At 58.2% G+C, this 23,070-nt stretch carries 21 protein-coding genes; 4 read left to right on the forward strand and 17 right to left on the reverse strand.

Going from position 1 to position 23,070, the window contains the following annotated elements; translation table 11 throughout:
* Window positions 1–332: 332 nt before the first annotated feature.
* Window positions 333–818 (reverse strand): RNA pyrophosphohydrolase, encoded by a 486-nt coding sequence (locus tag ACP15U_RS08335; RefSeq protein ID WP_425044692.1) that lies wholly within the window; start codon window positions 816–818, stop codon window positions 333–335.
* 132 nt (window positions 819–950) lie between these two features.
* On the opposite strand from ACP15U_RS08335, the gene ACP15U_RS08340 reads away from it, so the two are divergent.
* Window positions 951–2,978 (forward strand): FAD-dependent oxidoreductase, encoded by a 2,028-nt coding sequence (locus ACP15U_RS08340; RefSeq protein ID WP_425044693.1) that lies wholly within the window; start codon window positions 951–953, stop codon window positions 2,976–2,978.
* Window positions 2,979–3,062: 84 nt separating this feature from the next.
* On the opposite strand, the gene ACP15U_RS08345 is transcribed toward ACP15U_RS08340, so the two are convergent.
* On the reverse strand, window positions 3,063–3,503 hold the full coding sequence (locus tag ACP15U_RS08345) for a DUF4399 domain-containing protein (protein WP_425044694.1): 441 nt from the start codon (window positions 3,501–3,503) through the stop codon (window positions 3,063–3,065).
* A 267-nt stretch (window positions 3,504–3,770) separates the two neighbouring features.
* Here ACP15U_RS08345 and ACP15U_RS08350 point away from each other — a divergent pair, with 267 nt between their 5' ends.
* Complete coding sequence (locus ACP15U_RS08350; RefSeq protein ID WP_425044695.1) at window positions 3,771–4,676, forward strand: LysR family transcriptional regulator; 906 nt, start codon at window positions 3,771–3,773, stop codon at window positions 4,674–4,676.
* A gap of 105 nt (window positions 4,677–4,781) precedes the next feature.
* Here ACP15U_RS08350 and ACP15U_RS08355 read toward each other — a convergent pair whose 3' ends face one another.
* The 4 genes from ACP15U_RS08355 to ACP15U_RS08370 are packed head-to-tail and all read right to left on the reverse strand — an operon-like array spanning window position 4,782 to window position 7,700.
* Window positions 4,782–5,690 (reverse strand): OmpA family protein, encoded by a 909-nt coding sequence (locus ACP15U_RS08355; RefSeq protein WP_425044696.1) that lies wholly within the window; start codon window positions 5,688–5,690, stop codon window positions 4,782–4,784.
* A complete protein-coding gene (locus tag ACP15U_RS08360) occupies window positions 5,687–6,259 on the reverse strand; it encodes a peroxidase-related enzyme (protein ID WP_425044697.1) in 573 nt (190 codons plus the stop codon). The genes ACP15U_RS08355 and ACP15U_RS08360 overlap by 4 nt, the downstream gene beginning before the upstream one ends.
* 11 nt (window positions 6,260–6,270) lie before the next feature.
* The gene (locus ACP15U_RS08365; protein ID WP_425044698.1) at window positions 6,271–6,981 is read right to left on the reverse strand and encodes a GNAT family N-acetyltransferase; all 711 of its coding nucleotides are present in this window, start codon (window positions 6,979–6,981) and stop codon (window positions 6,271–6,273) included.
* A complete protein-coding gene (locus tag ACP15U_RS08370; protein WP_425044699.1) occupies window positions 6,978–7,700 on the reverse strand; it encodes a competence/damage-inducible protein A in 723 nt (240 codons plus the stop codon). Before ACP15U_RS08370 ends, ACP15U_RS08365 begins: the two co-directional genes overlap by 4 nt.
* 48 nt (window positions 7,701–7,748) lie before the next feature.
* Between ACP15U_RS08370 and sfsA the strand changes: the two genes are divergently transcribed.
* A complete protein-coding gene (gene sfsA / locus ACP15U_RS08375; protein WP_425044700.1) occupies window positions 7,749–8,453 on the forward strand; it encodes a DNA/RNA nuclease SfsA in 705 nt (234 codons plus the stop codon).
* A gap of 81 nt (window positions 8,454–8,534) precedes the next feature.
* Window positions 8,535–9,350 carry a type I methionyl aminopeptidase gene (gene map, locus ACP15U_RS08380; protein ID WP_425044701.1) on the forward strand — a complete coding sequence of 272 codons (816 nt, stop codon included), beginning with the start codon at window positions 8,535–8,537 and terminating at the stop codon, window positions 9,348–9,350.
* Between the two features lie 1,302 nt (window positions 9,351–10,652).
* On the opposite strand, the gene ACP15U_RS08385 is transcribed toward map, so the two are convergent.
* From ACP15U_RS08385 to ACP15U_RS08435, 11 genes are all read right to left on the reverse strand, one after another.
* A complete protein-coding gene (locus ACP15U_RS08385; protein WP_425044702.1) occupies window positions 10,653–10,958 on the reverse strand; it encodes a hypothetical protein in 306 nt (101 codons plus the stop codon).
* 6 nt (window positions 10,959–10,964) lie between these two features.
* Window positions 10,965–11,243: a histidine phosphatase family protein gene (locus ACP15U_RS08390; RefSeq protein WP_425044703.1), complete on the reverse strand. Its 279-nt coding sequence runs from the start codon at window positions 11,241–11,243 to the stop codon at window positions 10,965–10,967.
* Window positions 11,240–12,301 carry an ABC transporter ATP-binding protein gene (locus ACP15U_RS08395; protein WP_425044704.1) on the reverse strand — a complete coding sequence of 354 codons (1,062 nt, stop codon included), beginning with the start codon at window positions 12,299–12,301 and terminating at the stop codon, window positions 11,240–11,242. The genes ACP15U_RS08390 and ACP15U_RS08395 overlap by 4 nt, the downstream gene beginning before the upstream one ends.
* 20 nt (window positions 12,302–12,321) lie before the next feature.
* On the reverse strand, window positions 12,322–14,073 hold the full coding sequence (locus ACP15U_RS08400; protein ID WP_425044705.1) for an ABC transporter permease: 1,752 nt from the start codon (window positions 14,071–14,073) through the stop codon (window positions 12,322–12,324).
* 99 nt (window positions 14,074–14,172) lie between these two features.
* The gene (locus ACP15U_RS08405; protein ID WP_425044706.1) at window positions 14,173–15,498 is read right to left on the reverse strand and encodes an ABC transporter substrate-binding protein; all 1,326 of its coding nucleotides are present in this window, start codon (window positions 15,496–15,498) and stop codon (window positions 14,173–14,175) included.
* Window positions 15,499–15,657: 159 nt separating this feature from the next.
* Window positions 15,658–16,902: a sigma-54-dependent transcriptional regulator gene (locus ACP15U_RS08410; protein ID WP_425044707.1), complete on the reverse strand. Its 1,245-nt coding sequence runs from the start codon at window positions 16,900–16,902 to the stop codon at window positions 15,658–15,660.
* Window positions 16,874–18,913, reverse strand: coding sequence for an ATP-binding protein (locus tag ACP15U_RS08415; RefSeq protein ID WP_425044708.1), 2,040 nt, complete (start codon window positions 18,911–18,913; stop codon window positions 16,874–16,876). The genes ACP15U_RS08410 and ACP15U_RS08415 overlap by 29 nt, the downstream gene beginning before the upstream one ends.
* Window positions 18,910–20,166: an ABC transporter substrate-binding protein gene (locus ACP15U_RS08420; RefSeq protein ID WP_425044709.1), complete on the reverse strand. Its 1,257-nt coding sequence runs from the start codon at window positions 20,164–20,166 to the stop codon at window positions 18,910–18,912. The genes ACP15U_RS08415 and ACP15U_RS08420 overlap by 4 nt, the downstream gene beginning before the upstream one ends.
* Window positions 20,167–20,427: 261 nt before the next feature.
* On the reverse strand, window positions 20,428–20,919 hold the full coding sequence (locus ACP15U_RS08425) for a carbohydrate porin (protein WP_425044710.1): 492 nt from the start codon (window positions 20,917–20,919) through the stop codon (window positions 20,428–20,430).
* 92 nt (window positions 20,920–21,011) lie between these two features.
* Window positions 21,012–21,281, reverse strand: coding sequence for a hypothetical protein (locus tag ACP15U_RS08430; protein ID WP_425044711.1), 270 nt, complete (start codon window positions 21,279–21,281; stop codon window positions 21,012–21,014).
* 280 nt (window positions 21,282–21,561) lie between these two features.
* The gene (locus ACP15U_RS08435) at window positions 21,562–22,959 is read right to left on the reverse strand and encodes an alpha/beta fold hydrolase (protein WP_425044712.1); all 1,398 of its coding nucleotides are present in this window, start codon (window positions 22,957–22,959) and stop codon (window positions 21,562–21,564) included.
* Between the last annotated feature and the right edge of the window lie 111 nt (window positions 22,960–23,070).

The following is a 23,070-nucleotide window of genomic DNA, read 5'->3' on the forward strand; positions in this document are numbered from 1 at the left end:
GCCTCAGCGCCGCCGGTGAAGGGGTATCTACGGTCTACTCCAAAACTCCGCAACCCCAAAATTCCAAAAAATGCAAAACTTCACGCAAAAAACAACAAAACTAAACAATAACAACAACTTATAAGAAAAGAAATCAGAGGAAAACCCCGCACAGTGGTAGTGAAGGGCTGCGTTTCAGGGCTCCGAACCACCGGTTTTTCCACAAACCACAGGTTTATCCACAGAGTCGCGCCCATTTGATGATGACTCGCACGAGACTCAGCTTGTGAATCGCTGAATCAGGGTGTCCGGGATTCGAATCCAAGGGTCGGATACCCCCAATTGTGGCAAACCTAGCCTAACAGGGGCCGGAACTCCTTGAGCACGCGCTCATAAACATCCCGCTTGAAGGAAATGATATTGTCGACCATCTGTCCCGGCTTCTGCCAGCGCCATGTCGAGAACTCCGGGTGCGCTGTTTCAATGTTGATCTGGTCGTCGGTTCCATGAAACCGCATCAGAAACCATTTTTGTTCCTGCCCTCGGAATTTTCCCTTCCATATGTGCGGCACCAGATCGTGGGGCAAATCATAGGGCAGCCAGCCTGCGCTTTCCGCGATCACTTCAACCAATTCTTCGACGACACCGGTTTCTTCCCAAAGCTCACGCATTGCTGCCTCTCTTGGGTCCTCGCCGTCGTCCACTCCACCTTGGGGCATCTGCCAAGCCTCAGCGTGCCGGTCGTTGCGCTGTCCAACAAAGATATCGCCATCTTTGTTCATCAACATGATTCCCACGCAGGGGCGATAAGGCAGTTTGGCGATCTCTTCTGGGCTCATTCTCTTGGCGCTCCACTATTGATTATCCTGTGTCTAGCAATTGACCCACGGACAGCAAAGCATTGACGCCGCGTTTGAAGTGACAATGGCCCGGCGCGCTGAAATCTTCGTGCGCGAACAAGGGAGACTATCATGACGGCATACCCAAACCTGCTCGCTCCGCTGGATCTGGGCTTTACGACACTCAAGAACCGCGTGTTGATGGGCTCCATGCACACCGGTCTGGAAGAAACCGGAGACTGGAACCGGGTGGCCGAGTTCTATGCAGCCCGTGCACGCGGTGGCGTTGGCCTCATGGTCACGGGCGGCATCGGACCGAACCTTGAAGGCTCGGTTCTGCCGGGTGCCTCGATGATGACCAACGACAAGGAAGTCGCCAATCACTCCATAGTCACCCAGCGGGTGCACGAATCTGGTGGCAAGATTGCCATGCAGATCCTTCATGCCGGCCGGTATGCATACGGGCCCAAATGTGTGGCTCCGAGCCCGATAAAGTCGCCGATCTCTCCTTTCCCCCCGAACGAATTGGACGAGGAAGGGATCGAAAAGCAGATTGCCGATATCGTCAATGCCGCTGTTCTGGCGCGGAAAGCAGGTTATGACGGGGTCGAGATTATGGGGTCCGAGGGCTACTTCCTCAACCAGTTCATCGTTACCCATACCAACAAGCGCAGCGACCGTTGGGGCGGGTCTTACGAAAACCGTATCCGCCTGCCCATCGAAGTCGTTCGTCGAACGCGCGAGGCTGTCGGCAAAGACTTCATTATCATCTATCGCCTGTCGATGATCGACCTTGTGCCCAACGGATCGACTCACGAAGAGGTCGTTCGGCTTGCTCAGGAGATCGAAAGGGCAGGCGCCACTATCATCAACACCGGTATCGGCTGGCACGAAGCCCGTATCCCGACAATCGCAACAAGCGTTCCGCGCGCAGCCTTTGCATGGGTCACCAAGAAGCTGATGGGTAAGGTCTCGATTCCTGTCATTACCTCCAACAGGATCAACACACCCGAAATTGCCGAACAGGTTCTTGTCGACGGGTGCGCCGACATGGTTTCGCTCGCTCGACCGATGCTAGCCGATGCCGATTTCGTGCAAAAGGCGATCAAAGGGCAATCCGACCAAATCGCACCTTGCATCGCATGCAACCAAGCCTGCCTGGATCACACGTTCAGCGGCAAGCTGACTTCTTGTCTGGTGAACCCGAGTGCCTGCCACGAAACCGAGCTGCTGATTGAAAGGACGAACGCTCCCAAGAGCATCGCCATCGTCGGAGCAGGCCCGGCCGGTCTTTCGACGGCGATGACAGCGGCACAGCGCGGCCACAAGGTCTCGATTTTTGACAAGGCCGACGAGATTGGCGGGCAACTGAACATGGCCAAGCAGGTGCCCGGGAAAGAAGAGTTCTGGGGACTCGTGGATTGGTACCGCACGATGGTTTCCGATCTCGGCATCGAAGTACAGCTTGGGCGCGAGGTCTCTGCCGAAGATCTGAACGGGTTTGACGAGATCATAATCGCTACCGGAGTCTCGCCGCGTGATCCCGGGATTCCGGGTCAGGACGGAGAAAACGTACTCTCTTATATAGACGTGCTGCGCCACAAGGCACCTGTCGGGGATCGCGTGGCGGTCATCGGGGCTGGTGGTATCGGTTTTGATGTATCAGAGTTCCTGCTGCATGACGGAGACAGCCCAACCAAAAACATTCCTCTGTGGATGAAGGAATGGGGTGTCACTGATCCTGAACTGCACAGGGCCGGGCTCGCACCGCAAGGACCCCGGCCGCATGCACCCGCGCGTCAGGTCACACTGCTGCAACGCAAGGCTCAGGCACATGGCAAGGGTCTCGGCAAAACCACCGGTTGGATTCACCGGGCGACACTCAAGATGAAGGACGTTAATTTCGTCGGCGGTGTGAACTATGAAAAGATCGACGACAAAGGGCTGCACGTCAGCTTTGGCGAGGCCCGCGAAAACCCGACGCTGATAGAAGTCGATACGATCGTGCTCTGCGCCGGTCAGGTTTCCGAGCGATCACTGGCCGACGCTCTGGAAGCGAATGGCAAGTCCTGCCACGTTATTGGCGGTGCCGATGTTGCGGCAGAACTGGACGCAAAGCGTGCGATCAATCAGGGAACAAGGTTGGCGGCCTCGCTGTAAGGCCGGCCAATCGCCGTCACGGAACTGCGGGGCCAAAACAAGGCCCCGCAATATTTATTTAACCTCAATAAGCCCGTGATCCTATCACTCTACCGAGATGGAAATGACATCGGAAACGACCGGCATGTCATGTGGAACATGTCCGTAGTCGCCCAAAACCAACTGCAATGTATGAGTGCCCGGCGCCAATTCCAGAACGGTTTCGGTTTGCCCGCCTCCGAAATGCAAGTGATTTTCGTCCGACGGCAGCCCGTTCGACAACTCATCCGCGCCATCTTCTCCTTCCCCCAGTGGTGGGCGATCTATCAGCAGATGATGATGTCCGGTGTTCTCTTTTTCTGTTCCGGCAGGGGCAACACCCATTCCGCGCAAGCCAAAGATCACGGTAACTGGCGATGCTACCGTATCTCCGTCTTTGAGATTCACGAAATACAACTCGGCGTCAGGGTTCGACGGCGTCTCACCTCCGGCCCAGACTGGTGCGGCAAGTGACAGGGTCAGAACAGCAGCGTGTGTGATTCTCATTTTCTCTCTCCCGGTTTAAGCTCGTGCAGAACAGGAACACTCTAACTGCATATTGAAGATTGGGCGCATACGCCTCAAATCAACAAGTGGCGATTGTTCGGAGTAACGCGACAACTACCAACGCGAGGCCGGAAAAAGTGGCGCGCCTGTTTCCATGCCGCAAACGATCCCAGACAAAACCCCGATATTATCCCATGCATGCCCCGATCTCGCCCAGATTGGCCTCGATAAGTGTTTCCCGAACGAGGACAAGTTGAGGACACGAGCATGGACCGACTGACCGAAATGGAAGCTTTCGCCAATGTGGTGGATCAGGGCGGTTTCACTGATGCGGCCAAAAAAATGGGCATCTCGAAATCTGCGGTGTCCAAACACGTTTCGAGCTTAGAAGCTCGGCTTGGCGCGCGCCTGTTGAACCGTACGACCCGCCGGGTTTCACCGACTGAAATCGGTTTGGCCTATTATGACCGCGCCCGAAGAGTGCTGAACGACGCCGGAGAAGCCGACGCGCTGGTGACGTCGATGCAATCCGCACCATCCGGCCTATTGCGGATCAGTGTTGCCACCGATTTTGGGGTCAATCACCTATCGCCAGTTCTGTCGGAGTTTCTTGGGGATTTCCCGGAAATCACCGTGAACATGGTGCTGAACAATCGCTATGTCGAACTAATCTCCGAAGGCTTTGACATGGCCATTCGGATCGGGGAACTGGACGACAGCACCCTGCGGGCTCGAAAGCTGACCGAGACCACCAAACGGATGATCGCTTCGCCAGCCTATTTCGAACAGTATGGCCGGCCGCAGAAGATCGACGATCTGAACGAGCACAAGCTCCTGCACTATTCAAGCCAATCTAGCGGAAACGTCTGGAAACTGACCGCCCCTTCTGGCGAAAAACGCCAGGTTCGAACATCCGGATGGCTCAGTGTGAACGACGGGCAATCGTTGCTGAACGCTGCGATATCGGGACTGGGGATCGCATATCTGCCCAGCTATCTTTACGCAGACGCCCTGAAACAGGGGTTGGTCGAGGATGCGATGCCATCCCTGCCGATCGAAACTCAGGGGATCTATGCAGTTTATCCGCCGGGTCGCTTCACGCAGCCCAAGGTCCGTGCCTTCATCGATTTCCTTGTCCATGTCTTCGCGGAAAAGGGGCCCGTCGACTGGTAAACTAAATTGCTTTTGCTGTTTCCCTCGGCAAGCCAACTTCCCCCGGGCGAATGTCCGGGGGTTTTTCGTTTCTGATCTAATTCGACCTATCAGCTCGCGATCAGCTCAGTTTTGTGTAAGAAGAACCGCTTCGACCCTCCGGTTGGATTCCCTGCCGGCTTCGCTGATGTTGGACGTCAACGGCGCCAGGTACCCAGCGCCCTCGGCTTCGATCCGATCGACATCAATTCCATATTGTTCGACAAGATGTGCCTTGACCGCTTCGGCGCGCCGCTTGCCCAAAGCGATGTTCCGCTCCAACGTGCCGATCGTGTCCGTGTGCCCAACCAAAGCGATCCGAATGTCAGGCGAAGACTCAAGGATCTCGGCCAATTCACTTAGATCAGAGTAGGGGCCGGTGCCCAGCGCATCAGCGCCGGTTCCGAAGTCCAGACCACTCAGGATGGCGCGTCCATCCGTGGTCAATGCTTGCTTCACACCCAGCTCAGGCGTGATCACGGTCTCATTTATTTCGGTCACTATGGGAGGTTCATCACCCGGAGCGACTTGGATCACCTGAATGTAAGTGTCGGCACCGGCCTGACTGACCATGACGGTCACCGCACTTTCATTCCCTTTCAGCGCTGACAGAAACCTGAAGCTGCGGATGTCGACATGCATATCCGGCGCCGGGATCATTTCTATTCCAAAACGAAAATCGAACCCACCGCAGGTGATATCAGCACAGTCGAGCATGATTTCAAAGCCATCATCGGCGATTTGCCGACGTATCGGGTCGAGCGTTTGCAAGGGCGTCATCGCTCCTCCCGGAACTCGCCAGCTGCGCCGCCCGATATGCCCCTCCAACGCGAGGGTGGGCACCTTGTCGCCGTCAAATTCCGCAAGCGGCACCTGATAAGTCCCAAACTCGGTAATTCGTTCGGACACTTGGCGGGCACCGTCCGGCAGCGCCAATTGCCCGGCCGCCAGAGACGGGGCGGCCAGAACCGAGCAAGCAACAAAGAATGGTTTCATCGAAATTGGGCGTGGTACTCATCGTTGGGCCACATGCCGGTGGCGCTGGCAACACGGTTGCTCATGTTGTAAAAGCCCGCGACGTTGGCAATATCCCAGATGTCACGGTCGCTAAAACCGACTTCGCGGAGAAGCTGGCGATCAGGCTCTTCGATGGCAGCACTTTCCTTGGTCATCTTCACGGCGAAATCCAGCATCGCGCGCTGCTTTCCGGTCACATTGGCGACGCGGTAGTTCATCACCAGCATCTCGCCGAGTTTCGGATCGCCAGACAACTGCCGAACCGCCGCGCCATGCGCCACAAGGCAATAATAGCAGCTGTTGATCGACGATACGACGACGGCGATCATCTCTCGTTCAAGCTTGCTCAGCCCGCTGTCTGCCAGCATCAAATCGTTATACATGGCAGTAAACGCATTCAGCTTTTCGATGTTGAAAGCATTCGCCTTCAGAACGTTGGGCACCATACCCAGTTTCTCAACACAGATATCGAAGTATTTCTGAGTTGCCTCGGGCAGCGGATCGACCATCGGAAGATCAAGGGCTGTTGGCTGATTGTCTTCGCTCACGTCTTTCTCCCCTACGTCAATCGGCGATAATGATAGTGTCCCGCGATTTCCAATCCCAGAGACCGATACAGGGCGTTTGCCCCGGTGTTTGCCTTTGTACAGATCACGCTAAGCGTATCGGCCCCGTTGTCCAGCGCCCAAAAAGCCGCGCCGCGCATCATCCACTTGCCCAAACCGTTCCGGCGTTGGTGCGGCACGATTTCCAGAGCGTGCACCATTGCGATCCCGTCGTAGATCGCAACAAAGCCGGTTCCACCGGGTTTGTCGTTGTGGCGGGCCAATAATCCTGTTTTGATCCCCTGCACGCGGTCCATGACCGCCAAACGTTCTGGACCGATACCACCTGCCGCCCAGATTTCGCGCATGATCGCGAGCGGTTCCCAAAGATTGAACACGGTGACGCGGGGAATCGGTCTATCTGTCAGTTGTTCGACGGGACAGGTATAAATGTTGACGGGATCGATGATCTCGAAATCCCGTTTTTCAAGGGCTGTATCCAGGGCGCCATCATCCGGTCGCACCATAAATAGCGGGGTTTGCCGCATAGCGCGCATCGCGCCGACAGCGGCATCAATGTCAGTGCTCTCGAATGCATCCTCGGCGGTTGCGGCTGAAACACGGCTACCGCCCCCGTCGCCTCGGCGAAGCACAAACGGGCCGCAGCGGGTTCTTTCGGCTGCAGGCCATGTCCCGTCGATCACATCGAACAGTTCCTTGTTCAAACCTCCAGCTCCCTGGCGAGCCGAGTAACTGCAGCATCCACCCGAGCACCGTCGGCTCCGCGAACAACCACATTGGCGCCAAATACCCCGTCTTTTTGAAACGGGTAACAGCCGATGGAAAGATCTCCGAACGCATCGGCAAGATCTGAAAGTGTCTCGGCTATCTCGCCTTCACCGCGCATGACACGCAAGGTTTGAGACAACAGCGGCGCGCCGCCCGCAAGCTGCGACAGCACACTGGCCACCATCGCCTGAAAGACGGACGGAACCCCGGCCATAACGTGGACATTCCCAACCGTGAACCCCGGCGCAGTTGAAACCGGGTTCTCGATGAGAGCCGCACCCTCGGGGATCCGCGCCATACGAAGGCGGGCTTCGTTCAATTCTCCGCCGGTTTTCCTGTAATGCTCGACCAAAAGCGCGCGGGCGTCGTCCCTCACGTCGATGCTGCGACCAAAGGCACGGGCGATGCAGTCGGCCGTGATGTCGTCATGGGTCGGGCCAATACCACCGCTGGTAAAGACGTGATCATATGCAGAGGACAAGGCTTGCACCGACGTTTCGATGGCCGGCGCATCGTCGCTGACAATCCGCACCTCTTTCAGATCGACCCCGTGTTTGGAAAGTTCCAGCGCCAGATAATGCATGTTTGCATCTCGGGTTCGCCCGGACAGGATCTCATCGCCGATCACGAGCATTGCGGCGGTTGGATTGGTCATGACGTCCCCTCTCTTGCGCGACTTCCTGCGCAGGTATAGGCCCGAGCCATGCGCTTTCAAACCCCTCTTGTCCCGGCTCGGCTGATCCGTCGCTACAAACGCTTTCTGGCTGATTGCCAACTGGTAGACGGATCCGAGATCACCGCACATTGTGCCAATCCCGGTTCGATGATGGGACTGGCCGAACCCGGTTCCCGAATCTGGCTGGAACCAAACGACGACCCGAAACGGAAACTGAAATTCGGTTGGCGGCTTGTCGAGCATCAGAGTGGTCACTTTACCGGGGTGGACACATCGGTTCCAAACCGGGCGCTCAAGGATGCCCTGACTGCGCAGCAGATTCCCGAACTCGCAGCCTATTCCTCAGTTCGGGCCGAGGTGAAGTATGGTGAAAACAGTCGCATCGATTTTCTGCTGACCGAGCCTGGGCTGCCGGATGCTTATGTCGAAGTCAAAAGTGTCACCCTGTCCCGCCAACCCGGTCTTGCCGAATTCCCTGACAGCGTAACCACCCGCGGCACGAAACACCTCACCGAGTTGACACGAATGACCGAACAAGGTCATCGGGCCGTCATGCTCTATCTGGTGCAGCGCACCGATTGTGACAGGTTTGCTCTGGCCGCCGATATCGATCCTGCCTATGCCGAGGCCTTTGGTTCAGCCTTCGCCAACGGGGTCGAGCGTCTTGTCTATGGCACCCGGATCTCTCCAACCGAAATCACCATTGGCGGTCGTCTGGCAGCGCTTGGGTAAGTTACACTTCAAGCCCTCTGGCCCTTTTGTCCCGAGCAGCGTAAAGAGGGAAAGTTTAGTGCGTTACGAATGGAGCCTCCGTTGAACAAGGATCTTCGAGGTCGCCTGACCAAAGATGGTATCAGGATTTATGAGCAATCCGACTTTGCCGGCATGAAGGCTGCAGGGGCAGTTGCGGCCAAAATTCTCGATGACATCGCCGAACACGTATTTCCCGGTCAGACAACAGCCGAGATCGACCGCCAGATTACCGGAATGGTCGAGGCGTCGGGCTCTAAATCTGCGACCATTGGATACAAGGGTTATCAGCACGCAAGCTGCATTTCGGTGAACCACGTAGTTTGCCACGGTATTCCGGGTGAAAAGCGGCTCAAGGAAGGGGATATCCTGAACATTGACGTCACTGTCATTGTTAACGGCTGGTTCGGCGATACCTCACGCATGTACGTGGCCGGCAAACTACCTCGCAAGGCAGAGCGGCTGATCCAAGTCACACACGATTCTCTGTTCAAAGGAATCGAAGCTGTCAAACCGGGCAATACGTTCGGAGACATCGGCCACGCCATCCAGTCCTATGTCGAGGCGCACCGCATGAGCGTTGTGCGAGATTTCTGTGGACACGGTCTGGGACGGGTGTTTCACGCACCGCCAAACGTTTTGCACTATGGTCGCCCGGGCACCGGAGCCGTACTGGAAGAAGGCATGTTCTTTACCATCGAACCGATGGTCAACCTCGGTCGCCCCGAAACCAAGACCCTGTCCGATGACTGGACAGCCGTGACACGAGACAAGTCGCTCTCTGCTCAGTTTGAGCATTCCGTGGGCGTGACGTCAGATGGGGTCGAAATCTTTACGCTGTCGCCCGGCGGCAGATTTCACCCAACTTACGGTTCCTGATCTGCCGACTGATCTCGCCAAAGCCGCAGCAACAGCGTTCCAGGATCAACCGGAGTGACGGCATCTTGAATAAAGACCGGGGATCTGAGCGGTTTCGGTTCTGACCCGGTCCTGTGGCGTGCTGCGTCTTCGCCAATGGTTCCACGAGTTCGGAATTCGGCACCCCAGATCAGACCTGTTGATCCTGCTTGTCCCATCACTCCAGCTTGTCACCAAATAAGCTCAGGGTCAAAACCCGCCAGCCCATGCCGTAAACGTTGAACCAACACAGGTCCGCCCTCAGCTTGGTGAGCTTTTGCACTACACGCTCTCAAGGGTTTCTTCGAGAGCGTGTTCAAACAACAAAAGTAGCCCTTGGTGTAACTCCGGTTAAAGTCTGCTCAGCGGGACTTTGCTGCCTTTGAGTGCGCGGCGGCTTTGCCGCTATGCGCACGAGGGCGGCGGTCAGCGGGAGTAGTTTAAGCGACCGTCAACCCGTTCAGAACAACGATCAGGGAAGCCAAGGCGAAGAAAACGATCCAGACAGCATGGCCCACCTGTCTGTATTTGGCCGGAGCAAAAAGCGATCCGGGGTACCCCAGCGTAAGGAGCGCCAAAGCCCCGCCCACACTGGTTGCGAAATTGGTCTCAAATCCACCCCGGCTCGAACCGTCGAACCAGATCGCTGTTCCGACACCGCCAAAAAAAGAACGCCGACCAAGAACCAGAAATAGGTTGAGAAATCACCAAGAACCACGCGCACGAATAGCCGTTCAAAATCGCATTTCAGGCCATTGGTGACATAGATCATCACCCAGACCAATCCGGTAAAGGCCAAGGACTGACCGAGGCCGAAAAAGAACAGCCCGACACCGTCTATCGGGTTTTCCTCTATAAACAGGAGGCCTCAGCCACCAAAAAAACAAAACCCAGCATGTCGCTCCAATGCGCCACCCCCAGGTTGCGACTATTAGCAACCTACGCGATGCGCCGTCTTTGGCCGCAACGACTGGTCGCTTACGCAGAGCGCGACGTGTCGGTGCGGATATCTGCTGCGCGGTAATGGGTTCCTAAAGCTCCGCTGGGTGGTGCCTAGACATTGGGGCGACTAACCAATCTATCCTCGAACTCTTCACGTATTTTGCGGGCGGCGCATAGGTGGGACGGCACCGGTGCCAATCTGATAGAGGTCACGTTCTGGGAATGCCCTTCGCGCGAGACAGCCGTTTTTGAGCAGCGATGCGAAACGGCGCGTTGGGGGCACCGTAGCTGTCAACTCCAGTCAGGGCATAGTTGATAGGGTCTGTCGAGGGCCGCCGCTTGTCAATTGACCTGCTCGGGATCCGAGAGCAGCGTCTCGTGACCGGCGCTGACATCGAATACCACGCCTTGCGGGCGGTCGAGCGTTTCAATTTCGCTGCGATCCAGCCCGCGCAGCGATCCCCGCATCACCGACAGCGCGATCCAGTGCGACACGATGATTGTCGGCCTGTTCAAGCTGCTCAGATACTTCTTGCAGCGATCCCGCAGCCGGTCGAAGCCTTCTCCGCCCGGCGCATTCAGGAACAGGCGCATCATGTCGCCGGCACACCGGTTGGCGTCCGGTCCCATGATGTCGTCATAGGTCATGCCTTCCTAGTCTCCAGCGCTGATCTCCTGGATCATTGGCTCGGACCTCGGGGATTCGCCGACGGCGGAGAGCGCGATCTCAGCCGTTTCCCGCGCCCGTCCCAACGGGCTGCAGACCGCGTCGAAGGTTTCGATCCCTTCGATGCGGCGCAGGACCCGGCCCTGCGCGCGGTCCAAGTCTGTCAGGTCCGAGTTTCCCCGCCCTTGCATTCGTCCGGCCAGGTTACATTCGGTCTGACCGTGACGCAGCAACAGCAGACGCGGGCCGGAATAGTCGTACCTCATGCGGCTACGATCACGGCATCATTAGTGTGGACCTTGAGGTGCACGTCGCTACCGGTTTCGCGCCAGTCATGACCGACATGATGGAACTGATCGACGATCATCTCGGTGCCCGAAATACGCACGATATAGCGGATCTGGCTGCCCATGAATTCACGGTGCAGCACGGTTCCGGGCAGGGTATCGGCCCCGGCCTGATCGACGATCTGCATGTTTTGCGGGCGCAAGACGATGGACCCCGCGCCGTCATGCCCGTCGCTCAGCGGCAACACGTCGCCGGCCTCCGTGCGGAACCGTTTGGCGCCGCCATCGCTTTCGACCTGGCCACCGAGGATGTTGGCGGTGCCCAGAAACTCGGCCACGAACAGGTTTACGGGGTGGTCATAGAGCTCCTGCGGGGTGCCGATCTGCTGGATCACGCCGCCATCCAGCACCGCCATGCGGTCAGCGGTGGTATTGGCCTCTTCCTGATCGTGGGTCACGAAGATCGTGGTGAGGCCCAGCTTGCGCTGCAATGCCAGCAACTCGCGGCGCATCTGTACGCGAAGAGAGGCATCAAGGTTCGACAGCGGTTCGTCCAGAAGCAGCACTTCGGGCTCCACCACCACGGTGCGCGCCAGCGCAATGCGCTGTTGCTGACCGCCCGAGAGTTGGTTGGGCATCCTGTCGGCCAGATGGCTGAGTCCGACGAGATCAAGAGCCGCATCCACACGGGGGCCAATCTCGGAGGACGGTACTTTGCGTTCTTTCAGGCCGAAGCCGACATTGTCGCGCACCGACATATGCGGCCACAGCGCGTAGGACTGGAACACCATGCCTACGTTGCGCTTCCACGGCGGCAGGCTGACCACATCGCGCCCGCCGATGCGGATGCTACCCCGAGGGGTCGGGCCGAACCCTGCAATCGACCGCAACAGGGTCGATTTGCCGGATCCGGAGGGTCCGAGAAAGGCAAAAAATTCGCCCGGCTCGATGTTCAGGTTGACCCCGGTCAGCACCTCGGTGTCGCCAAAGGACAGATGCAGGTCGTTGATCTCGATCCCTACCATTTGCTTTTCCATGTCACTCTCCTTGCGCATGTTCAGTGCTGTTGATCAGTTGTCTTGAATTTCTTGTCGCGTTCGATGATCAGCTGCGACAGGAAGGTGCCCAGCCCGACCAGGATCACTGCGACGATACCCAGAGCGGCCCCCGCGCCACGCCCCGAGGGCGTCTGCATGAACAGGTAGATGCCATAGGCCAGCGGTGCGTCGCTTTCGGAACTCACCAACATGATGGTGGCCGAAAGTTCCACCGCGGCGGTGGCAAACGAGGTGACGAACCCGGCAAGGATCCCGCCCGACATCAGCGGCACCACGATGCGCCGGATGGTGCTGGCCTTGGTGGCGCCCAGGCTCTCGGCAGCTTCTTCCAGCGCGAGGCTGACCTGCTGCAGCGCTGCCGTGCAGGCGCGCAGGGCATAAGGCAGGCGGCGGATCATCAGCGCCAGCGCGATGATCACCCACCAGCTTGCCATCGGCTTGTCGGTGAACGGGATGTCGATCGAATGGAACACCCGCAGATAGCCGATGCCCAGCACTACCCCCGGCACAGCCAGCGCCGCAGTGGCCAGATAGTCGAGCGCCTTGCGACCCCAGATGTTGGTGCGGATCACGATATAGGCAATCGCCGTGCCGATGATGACGTCTAGAACCGCGGCGATCCCGGCATAGAGCAGCGTGTTGGTGATGAACTGCTTGGAGTTCTCCCACATCGTCACGTAGTTCTGGAATGTGTAGCCGTCGGGAAGCGGTGCAAAGCTCCAGATCGTGCCAAAGCTCAGCAGCGCGAGACCGATATGCGGCGAAAGCACGAACAGCAGGATCAGGATGACAACGCCATAGGCCATGATCTTCTCGCCCCGTCTGAGATCGCGCTTGCTGAGCCCACCGCCGCCTTTCTGGACCGTCGCGTAGTCCTTGCCGCGCATCACCAGGAAGGAGGCCCAGAGTGAAAAGATCGAGAACAGGACCAGGATAAAGCTGATGACATAGCCCATCGGATCGCTGATCCCGATCGAGGAGATCCGCAAAAACGCCTGCGGCGCCAGCATGTTGTTGACGTTCAGCAGCAAGGGCGTGCCGAGATCATCGAACACCTTGATGAACACCAGCGCGGCGCCGGCGATATAGCCCGGCATGGCCAGCGGGAACACGATGCGGCGGAACAGGCGCAGGCCCTGGCTGCCGAGGTTCTGGGCGGCTTCCTCCATCGACCGGTCAATATTGCGCAGCGAGGTCGAGAGATTGATCAGGATGAACGGGAAATAGTGGATCGACTGAACAAGGATCACACCGTTCAGGCCTTCCATGAAGGGGATCGAGAAACCCAAATGCTCTTTTAGCAACAGGTTCACGGTGCCGTTGCGGCCAAAGATCAGCTGCATTGCAACCGCGCCGACAAAAGGCGGCATGATCAGCGGGATGAAGCCGAGCGACTGGATCAGGACCGAACCGGAAAAATTGAACCGCGTGGTGATGTACGCAAGCGGCAGGGCAATGATGGTGGCAAAGACCACCGACATGGCCGAGACATAGAACGAGTTCCAGAAACTTTCGCGGAATAGAGAAGTGCGGAAGAAATCCACGAAGTTCTGTAGTGTCAGCCCGCCGGTATTGGGGTCGACAAAGGCAACGTAGATCACCTGAAGGACCGGTATGATGAGCAGCCCGATCAGCAGCATGGCGATGATCAGCGCAACGGCGTGAAGCCCGCTGACATTCGGAAAAAACCGTGCAGGCAGGCGGTCGATCGGCGACGCGCCACCGGCTGTGGGTTGCGGTTGATTGGACATGTTGTCACCCGGCGAATGAGTTGGAAAGTGGCTTCGGCATCAGGGCGACGCCGAAGCCAGGGCGGGGCAGTTAGGAAGGACCTGCCCCGGTACTAGCGGTTACATGCCCGCCGCTTTATCAGCCAGTTCCTTGGCCTTGCGGTAGTTTTCGACAACCATGGTGTCCCACTGCTGTTCAACCTCGGCCTGACGCTCGCCGACCTCGTCGGTGGCCTTCTTGCGCTTCTTGGTAAAGATCGCGGCAAAATCGGCATCCAGTGACTTGGCCTCGTCAATCGGGTTGGCGTCGATCAGGGCGCGGGCTTCGGCGATCAGTGCCTTGGCTTCGGCATTGTCGCCGCCTGTGTGCTTGGCTTCGGCCTTCTGCACGGCACCCACGGCGGCGCGCAGATCGTCCAGACGATAGGTGATCATCACGTCAAACATCGAGTTCACGAGGTTGTAGCGCGCACCGGACTTGGCCACGTCGAACTTGACCGCTGCACCGATAGAGCTGTCCTCGAACGGGTTGGGGAAGCCTTTGGGCGCATTGGAATAGGTCGCCGGGTTGATCGGCAAACGCATGATGGCGGGGTCCAGCAGAACCTCCTGACCCTCCGGGGTCAGCAGATATTCGACAAAAGCCTGCGCACTGCCAGCATTCGGTGCGTTGTTGACCACGGCGATGTTGGCCGGCACCAGTGCGGTGACTTCGGGGTAAGCGAAGTCAACCGGGAACCCTGAGGCTTTGGACGAGAAGCCGAAGAAGTCGATCACGATGCCCAGGCCGAAATTGCCGGTGTTCACGCCGTCCGGAACCCCGAACGAACGTTCGGTTACGGTCGAGAAGTTGCCCGCGATCCACTTCCACTCGGACCAGCCCTTATCCCAGCCTTCGCCCTGCAACAGGGTTTCGACGGTCAGGTGTGTGGTCCCCGAGCGCGACGGGGCCGACATGCCTACATGGCCGTGATAAGCGGCATCCTTGAGGTCGGCCCAGTTCTTGGCCGGGGCCAGGTCGTTGGCCTTGAGGTAGCGTTCGTTCCACATGATGCCGTAACCGGCCGCGGCAAAGCCGAAATACTTGCCGTCCGGGTCGTTCATCGGATAGGCACCGATTTTCTCGGGGATGCCTTCGGATTTAATGGCGACATCGGCGAGCAGGCCATCGCCTTTTAGAACTTCGAACGCGTCCGGAGCCGAGGCCCAGAAGATGTCGGCGGTGTTGGCATCCGAGATTTCCTGGATGTATTTCACCCCGGCCGAAGTTTTCTTGTTCAGGATCTCCAGGTCGATACCGGGATTGGCGGCCTCGAATGCCGCTTCGATCGGGCCGGTCATCGAACTTGGGAACGAGGTGACGACAACAACCTTGTCGGCCGCAAAGGCCGCGGATGCCGTGCTCAGGGCCAGAGCCGCCACGGATGCGCGAAGTGTGAATTTCATGGTTTCCTCCCATTGATGGACAGCAACCGCGCTGCCCCAACGATGGACAAACCCTAACGAGCGGCTTTTGCTGCGCTCAACGGCGGATTCGGAAACCGGTGCGATTGCCGGAATGGGTCACATTTGACACGCGATAACGTGTCAGAAGCGACCCGGAATCTAGTCGAGGCCGCAGTGCTTCAACCGCAGATAGAGCCGTTTTCGCGGAATCCCCAGAAGATCCGCCGCTGCCGCCTTGCGTCCGCCGCTCTGAATCAGGGCATTGGTCAGCAGTTCGCGCTCATGCCGCAACATGGCCTCGTCATAGCTTTCACTGATCTCGGTGGCGGCGGGACCTCCGATCCGGACAGTCAGGCCGACCACGAGCTTTTCGGCAACATTGCGCAGCTCGCGCACATTGCCGGGCCAGTCGTAATTGCCCACCGCGTCGAGATCCGGCACCGGCAGCGATTTCTGCGATTTGCTATGCCGCGCTGCCGCCTGGCGGATAAAATGGTCCAGCAACAGAAACACATCGCGGCCCCGCTCCCGCAGGGGCGGCAGTTCGATCTGTGCCACGTTTATCCGGTAGAGCAGGTCGCTGCGCAGTCTGCCTTCGACCAGCAGATCCTCGGGTTTTTTCCCGACTGAGGCCACCACACGCGGGGCCTGTGCCTCATCAAAGATGCGCAGCACCTGCGCCTGCAACTGATCAGGCAGGGACTCGATGTCCTGAAGATGCAGGCTGCCGCCAATGGCCCGCGCCACCGCACCGCCCTCATCGAAGAGAATGCGCTCCATATTGTCGGCGCTGATTGCGGAACAATTGACCACAACAAACTCACCGCTTGCATTGGGCGACAGGTCATGGATTGCGCGCGCGGCGGCGGTCTTGCCGGTTCCATCCTCGCCCCAGAGCAGCACGTCGACCTGCAACGGTGCCACAGCATGAATGTCGCGCCGCACAAATCGCATCGCCTTGGACCGCCCCACGATCCGTTCATTCAGCGGGATCGCATCCCGCACTTGGTTCTGCAGGCTGGCCACCTCGATCTGCAGGCTGCGCATCTTGAGCGCGCGCAGAACCACTTGATGCAGGTGATCCGGATGGACCGGCTTTTCCAGAAACTCGAACGCGCCATTGCGCAACGCCTGCACCGCCACCGGCACATCCCCATGACCAGTGAACAGAATGACGGGAACGTCCGGGGCGAGGCGGTTCACCTCTTCCTGAAACTCCAGCCCGCTCATGCCGGGCATGCGAATGTCGCTCAGGACCACGCCGGGCCATTCCGGGTCGACCTCTTCCAGCGCCTGGGCGGCCCGAGCGAATCCGCGCGCGGGCAGCTTATGTTTCTCGAACGTGTCCAGAACAGCCTCGCGTAGGTCGTCGTCGTCATCCACCACGAATATCAGCGCCTGCATCCTGATTGCTCCCATCGCGCAAAACCAGGGTTGCCGCCGCGCCCGGACCATCCTCGTTCGGGGTCAGCTGCAGATCTCCCTGCAAATCCTTCATGATGTTGTAAGAGATCGACAGCCCCAGTCCCAGCCCCTTGCCGACATCCTTTGTAGTGACGAAGGGATCCAGTGCGCCGGTGGGTGAGATCAGGTCGAACCCGGCACCGTTATCGGTTACCATCAGATGCACGGTCCCGTCCCTGACCTCGGCGGCGATATTGATACAGCCTTGCCGGTCAGCCTGCTGGATCGCGTCCAGCGCGTTGGACAGAACGTTGACCAGAACTTGCTCGATCAGGATCTTGTCGCCAAGAACGCTGAGCACGCCCAGCCCGTCTTCCACCCGCACATTGACATCGTCCTGAGCGATCCTGGCCTGCAACAACGCCAGTGAATCCGCCACCAGACCGTCCAGAGCCAGCCGATCCTCGCTGAATTCCGAACGCCGGGCGAAGTTCCGCAGGTAGGCGATGGTGCGTGTCATACGGTCGATCAGCCCCCCCAGCCGGGTGATCTGGCGTTCCGTCATGTCGGTGTTGCCCTCGGCCACGTAATCCTGCAGCAGGCCCAGCCTGTGCTGCATCGCCGCCAGCGGTTGGTTCAGTTCATGTGCAATGCCTGCCGACATCTGACCCAGCGCGGCCATCTTGCCGGCCTGAATCAGTTCCTTCTGGGTTTGATTGAGCGACTCCACCGCACGGCGGCGCTCCTGCACCTCGCCTTCCAGCGATGCAAGGGCGGCATCGCGAGTTTCGATGGAGCGTTCGAATTCCGAGATCGCCAGAGACAACTGGCCGATTTCGTCCTCTTCGCGCCCCGCCTTTAACCGCAGATTCTGGGCCTGCGCGATATCCCCCAGCAGCCGGGTCATGCGCCGCAAAGGGCGCACGATGCCCGTGCGCACATAACCGAACAACACCCCGGCTCCGATCAGCGCCGCCAACACGGTCAACCCGATCAGCCAGCGGATGGCAACACTGGAGTCGCGCATCGACTGTTCAGTTTCGGCAAGAATGCGGGCGCGTTGCTCGGCGCCGGTCTCTGACAGCACGGCTTGCAGGGCGCTGAGATCCTCCTGCAACGCCGCCAGCCCGGTCAGAATTCCGGCCTGACCTTCGAGCCAGTCCCGGCGCAACCGGAAAATCCCGGCTTCGCTTGTGGCCACCGGTACCAGCGCCTCCGCCGACTGGCGCAGGGTTGTCAGTTCGGGCTTGTCCCGAAGCTGGCCCAGCAGAACCTCCATCCGCACCAGCGCATCGTCGGTCAGATCGCGCAGCTGGTCCAATTGCTGGACGTTGTCGGCCACTGCGCCCTGAAAGATCAGCGTCACGGCATTGGCGGCACCGTCCCCAAGGCGGCGCACCGTATCGCGCTGGCGGGCTTCTTCTTCGATCAATGCCGCCTGACGAGACCGAAATTCCGGGTCTGCACTTCTGACGATGCTACTCATGGCCACGGATATGTTGAAAGCAAAATCGCTTAGCAGGGGATCGACCTCATCCTGCACGTCAGCGTTCAGCCAGCGCAGCGCGTTCAACTGGGTCTCCATGTTCCGTTCGGATTGCGCGACCGCAGACTGCTGATGTTGAATCTGTCTCAGATGATCGCTGACCCCTTGCACGATTTCGGGCGCACGCCCCGCCGGGCTGGCCTTTGCGATCGGGGTCAGGCTTTCGGTCAAACCGTCCACAAGTTCCGACAGCTCTGCACCTGCCGTTTCAGCGGGGCCGAGGCGCTGCCCGACGATCCGGGTCGCGATCGTCGAAAGCCGGGCTGAATACTCTGCCAACGTGCTGACCGCAGCCAGCGCCGGAATCTGTTGCGAAGCGATAGCGGAATAATCGCGCTGTGCCTTAAGAAAGAACAGGATCGATACTGCCAGCACCAGCCAGACGATCAGAATGATCCCCGAAATCGTCAGCAACAACCGGTTCCAGACCGAAGCACGGGGCAGCAGGCTTCGCGCGCCGCTCATTCACCCGCCGCCTCAAGCTGACCGAGCAGGGCTGTGGCCCGGTTCAGCAAATCTCCGGAGGCCGAGCGCCATTGGTGCAGGCTGTCCTCCTGCTGGTCGGACAGGTTGGTAAACGCATTGGCATTGGTTGCCTGCCCCTCATTGCCGACCTCACCTTCTGCAACCGGCATGGTGGTCAGAAGACGGCGGATCTCGATCATCGCCAAAGATGGAGCCGGGCTGAGCTCTTCCAGCGCCCGCAATCGCCGCCAGGCATCGCGCCGCGCTTCGAACACCTCGAACACAAAGGCGTCAAACAGGGCATTCACCGCCCAATACCGCTCGCTGGCCAGCGCGGCGTTGTATTCCAGCCAGTTCAGCGCCAGCGCGTTTTCCAGCACCTTATGGTAACTGGCCGTGGCCTCGGCCCGGATTTTTCCGGAATGCGGCGTGCGAGCAATGTCCGGCGACAGCAGCAGGCGCTGCCCGACATCGGACACCACGAAGCCGACGAAATCCGCCGCCGCGCCGGGCGCACGTCCGTCCGCCAGAATGGCTATGCGCGCCGGCGTGACCATGACCGGCGTGCCATAGACAAAGGCCAGATCATCCTGCGCCCGCGAATGTGCCAGAAAATCGATGGCCAGGCCAAGCTCAAACCGGCCATTGGCCACGCCATCCAGAACCGTGAAGCTGCGAGCGCTGATGGTGCTCAAGTTGCCCGCCAGTTCCAGCAGATAAGCCCAGCCTTCCTGCCACCCGCGCACTTGGAGAAACCTTTCGAGCACCATATGCGCCGAACCGGACCGCGACGGGCGCGCCATGGCAATCAACCCGGCATAGTCAGGTGTCAGAAGCCGGTCCCAGCTGGCGGTGCCGGTTCCGGCACCTGGCTGCTTGTGGGTCCAGCCGAGCGCGGAGTAGGCAAAGGAAAACACCTCTGCCTGGCCGGAACTCGCCGAAAGCGCCAATAGCCCGTTCTGACTGAGCAGTTCGAACGGCTCAGGCGATGAGGACCAGAACAGGTCGAACTGCCGGTCATTGCCCCGCAGCAATTCGTCAACCGAGGCATTGGTGTTCTTGTTCAGTGTCACGATTTCCACGTCCGGAAACCGTTCCGTGAAGGCGGAAACGAAAGGTTGGTAAAAGCCGGGCGGCATGGAGGTGAGGATACGCAACTGCTCGGCGCGCGCTTGCACGCCGGACATAAGCGCAACGAGGCAGGAACTCACCCCAAGCAGGCGTTTCAGGACAATAATCGCCCTGAACTTCATCATTGCCATCCTTTACGCCCCCAGTTTGCATGCTTTTCAGTGAGCAGAGTCGATCTTGGTCTCGTTGCTGCCAGTCGCTGTGTGCCGCAGCAATGTCAGCTTTCGGGAAACAGGTCCAGCTTTGCAAAGTCAGGCATGGGCTCCAAGTGCTCGTTCGCAGCGCTCAGGGCAAAGGACCGCTCGCAGCCCGAAGCGGAACTTGCTCTACGTACGACCGAGCTATTTCAAGTATTCTTGGCATTCGTCGCGAACGCCGGCTATTCAGAGATTGAACCGCAACCTGATACCAAACACGAGAGAGTCTTCCGCGTTGAAGCCTTGGTTCTTGAGGTATTGGACGTCGGCTGTCAGCGCGAGGTTGTCAGCCACGACCAATCGATAAAACGCCACGAACGTGGTCTGGTTTTTCAGCTCTGCGGCGACGGGTTCCGCCCATGTAGCGGCGACACCGATCAGGTCGTCGTAGAAACCGGGGCGCCAGATCAGGCCTGCCGTTGCCCCCCGCTTTGCGATGGGGTCAATGCCATCCGACCAACCCAGGCGCCCAAATACCATCAGATCGTTTTCGAAGCTGTAGTTGCCGGACAATACAATCCCTGAACTGGAGGGAAGGCCTTTTTCCTCGCGGGCATCGATGTGATAGGCGGCAAGATGGATGTTTGTGAGGTATCTTTGGTTACGGGCCGGGGTCCAGCCGATCTGGACATATTTGTAAAACTCGGCCCCACCCGGGAACCATTCAACGTCGTTCAACGAGCCGTTTGCATCCGAGGCGATCCCAAGAACGTAGATCTGATCGGTGAGGTAAACGCCACCACTAACCCCGAAACCCGGGTCTGGGATGGTCAGTACTGGATTATAGTTGATGACAGAGTTCTGAAAGCCGGTGCGCGGCCCACGTAGCCCAGGATGTCGGTGTAATCACCTGGGTCGATCCGGCCCGCTACGATGCCGCCACGACCGCCCATGATGGCCTGAGACCAATAGGCCACGGACAGCAAGGTGCCGTTGTCTCCGAACGTGAGGCCAGTCAGACCGGCATATCCGATCTCTCCGGCCAATCCTGCCGGCGTTTGCCCCAACCCCAGCTTGTGGCGGTTCGCCAGGAGCCTCATTCCGGCTCCTCGACGAAAGAGTAATAATTATGAATTGGCGATTGGTTTCTGCCGAAGTCTGCCTAGGGTGGTCGGATCGAACGCCCTAGGAGAGTGCTGAAGAGAGTAGTCTCGAGGTCGACCATGGCTTTGCAAAGTCTGGTTTCTGCGCATCCCAGAAATTCGGATCTGACCCGGTTGTAGGTCCAGCGAACGGCGGCTTCGTCCGCAAAGCGGTCGCTGGTGATCCTAGCAACGAACGCTCGCCTCGAGCCCTAAGCAGCTAAACGTTTCTTGGTTGTTACTCCAGAAATTTGGATACTTCGTTTAGGAACCGCTCAAGACTTGGATCATCGACGAGCATGACGTGATTACGCCCCTCGAGTGGAACAAAGCGGGCATTGGGAATACCTGCTGCCATGCGCCTTCCCTCTTCGAATGGGGCTCTGGCATCTTCACGTACATGAAGTACAAGCGTTGAAGCTTGAACGTTGGACAATTCGGTTGAGATATCGATGCTGTCAATTGCAAGCTGGATACTCGCCGCATTTTCAGGTGGCGTGGCTTTCCTCTGCAAGTCTGTGAATCCTGACAACTGGTCCACATTCGCATCTGGCATGAAAAACGCTCCGAACATGCGAACGTATGCATCGAGCTCTTTTCCCCAACCCTCTCTAATCATGGTTATGAATGCGTCACTTTCCGCAATCTGACCCTTTGAACCTCTCATGCGTCGACCACGCGCGTATCCACCGCATAACACCAGCTTGTTCACTCGATCGGGGTTTCGAGCAGCAAACGCTGCTGCGATAGCGGCACCCTGAGACTGGCCGACCAAAGAAACCTGTTCTAAACCAAGTGCGTCGATGACGGTCGTTAAATCCAGAACGGATGCATCCAGTGAGAAATCTTTTACCTCTCTGTCCGACAAACCGCTCCCACGCGCATCATATCTGATCACTTGCTTGTTCGGGGAGAGCACCCGAACCAGTTCACGCCGCATGGGTATCGTGAAGTCGATTTCAAGGTGAGTGAGCCAATTGGAAACCGATACTACTGGAGGACCCTGACCAGTGGTTGCATATGCAATTTGAACGCCATCGGGCGTTTTACAAAACTTAATGTCTTGCTCAATAGATGGAGTCTTCGCCGGTGTATTGTGCAATTTTTGTTTTCGGCGCACTTGGAAAACTTGCACAGGTTGGGGAATGTTTTTTACTAGGCACGGGCCCAAATCGACCAGTGTAACTTTGTCGCTTTTATTTAGGTGTTCAAGGACATTTCCTGAGACGCATACCGCACCCGGTTCGGCAAGGCTCTCCATGCGAGCTGCAACATTCACCCCATTTCCGAACAAGTCTGTGCCGGCAACGATGACGTCACCGAGACTGATCCCAATGCGCATTTTGATTGCGATATCCTCGCAGTTCTTTTGCTCCTCTCTTTCGAGCAGCGTTTGAAGTTCAACAGCGCAGTCAACGGCATTGTTTACACTTGCAAACTCGACGAGCGCACCATCTCCCATCACCTTGAAAATTCGACCGGCGTGACGTTTCACAGTTGGCCTGAACACTTCTGCTAGAACGTCTTTGAGACGTGAATGTGTTCCCAGTTCATCGAGAGCCATCAACCGTGAATATCCGACGACATCTGCCGCCAGAATGGCCGCCAGTTTTCTCTGACCTTGAAACTGAGCCACAACGCCCCCGCAAATCAATTTGATTCCTTCGCGATGCGAAGGCAGCCCTAAAACTGTACAATGCGTGGCTCATTTTCGGAAACGCCAATTATCTGTTGGCAGCTCCAGTTC

Source organism: Primorskyibacter sp. S87, assembly GCF_049801055.1.
Classification (GTDB): Bacteria; Pseudomonadota; Alphaproteobacteria; order Rhodobacterales; family Rhodobacteraceae; genus JBNAGF01.

Excerpts from the sequence above, each read along its gene's own strand:
- ACP15U_RS08335 (WP_425044692.1), bottom strand. The coding sequence starts at position 818 with ATGAGCCCAGAAGAGATCGCCAAACTGCCTTATCGCCCCTGCGTGGGA.
- ACP15U_RS08340 (WP_425044693.1), top strand. The coding sequence starts at position 951 with ATGACGGCATACCCAAACCTGCTCGCTCCGCTGGATCTGGGCTTTACG.
- ACP15U_RS08345 (WP_425044694.1), bottom strand. The coding sequence starts at position 3,503 with ATGAGAATCACACACGCTGCTGTTCTGACCCTGTCACTTGCCGCACCA.
- ACP15U_RS08350 (WP_425044695.1), top strand. The coding sequence starts at position 3,771 with ATGGACCGACTGACCGAAATGGAAGCTTTCGCCAATGTGGTGGATCAG.
- ACP15U_RS08355 (WP_425044696.1), bottom strand. The coding sequence starts at position 5,690 with ATGAAACCATTCTTTGTTGCTTGCTCGGTTCTGGCCGCCCCGTCTCTG.
- ACP15U_RS08370 (WP_425044699.1), bottom strand. The coding sequence starts at position 7,700 with ATGACCAATCCAACCGCCGCAATGCTCGTGATCGGCGATGAGATCCTG.
- sfsA (WP_425044700.1), top strand. The coding sequence starts at position 7,749 with ATGCGCTTTCAAACCCCTCTTGTCCCGGCTCGGCTGATCCGTCGCTAC.
- ACP15U_RS08385 (WP_425044702.1), bottom strand. The coding sequence starts at position 10,958 with ATGACCTATGACGACATCATGGGACCGGACGCCAACCGGTGTGCCGGC.
- ACP15U_RS08390 (WP_425044703.1), bottom strand. The coding sequence starts at position 11,243 with ATGAGGTACGACTATTCCGGCCCGCGTCTGCTGTTGCTGCGTCACGGT.
- ACP15U_RS08395 (WP_425044704.1), bottom strand. The coding sequence starts at position 12,301 with ATGGAAAAGCAAATGGTAGGGATCGAGATCAACGACCTGCATCTGTCC.
- ACP15U_RS08400 (WP_425044705.1), bottom strand. The coding sequence starts at position 14,073 with ATGTCCAATCAACCGCAACCCACAGCCGGTGGCGCGTCGCCGATCGAC.
- ACP15U_RS08405 (WP_425044706.1), bottom strand. The coding sequence starts at position 15,498 with ATGAAATTCACACTTCGCGCATCCGTGGCGGCTCTGGCCCTGAGCACG.
- ACP15U_RS08410 (WP_425044707.1), bottom strand. The coding sequence starts at position 16,902 with ATGCAGGCGCTGATATTCGTGGTGGATGACGACGACGACCTACGCGAG.
- ACP15U_RS08415 (WP_425044708.1), bottom strand. The coding sequence starts at position 18,913 with ATGAGCGGCGCGCGAAGCCTGCTGCCCCGTGCTTCGGTCTGGAACCGG.
- ACP15U_RS08420 (WP_425044709.1), bottom strand. The coding sequence starts at position 20,166 with ATGAAGTTCAGGGCGATTATTGTCCTGAAACGCCTGCTTGGGGTGAGT.
- ACP15U_RS08430 (WP_425044711.1), bottom strand. The coding sequence starts at position 21,281 with ATGAGGCTCCTGGCGAACCGCCACAAGCTGGGGTTGGGGCAAACGCCG.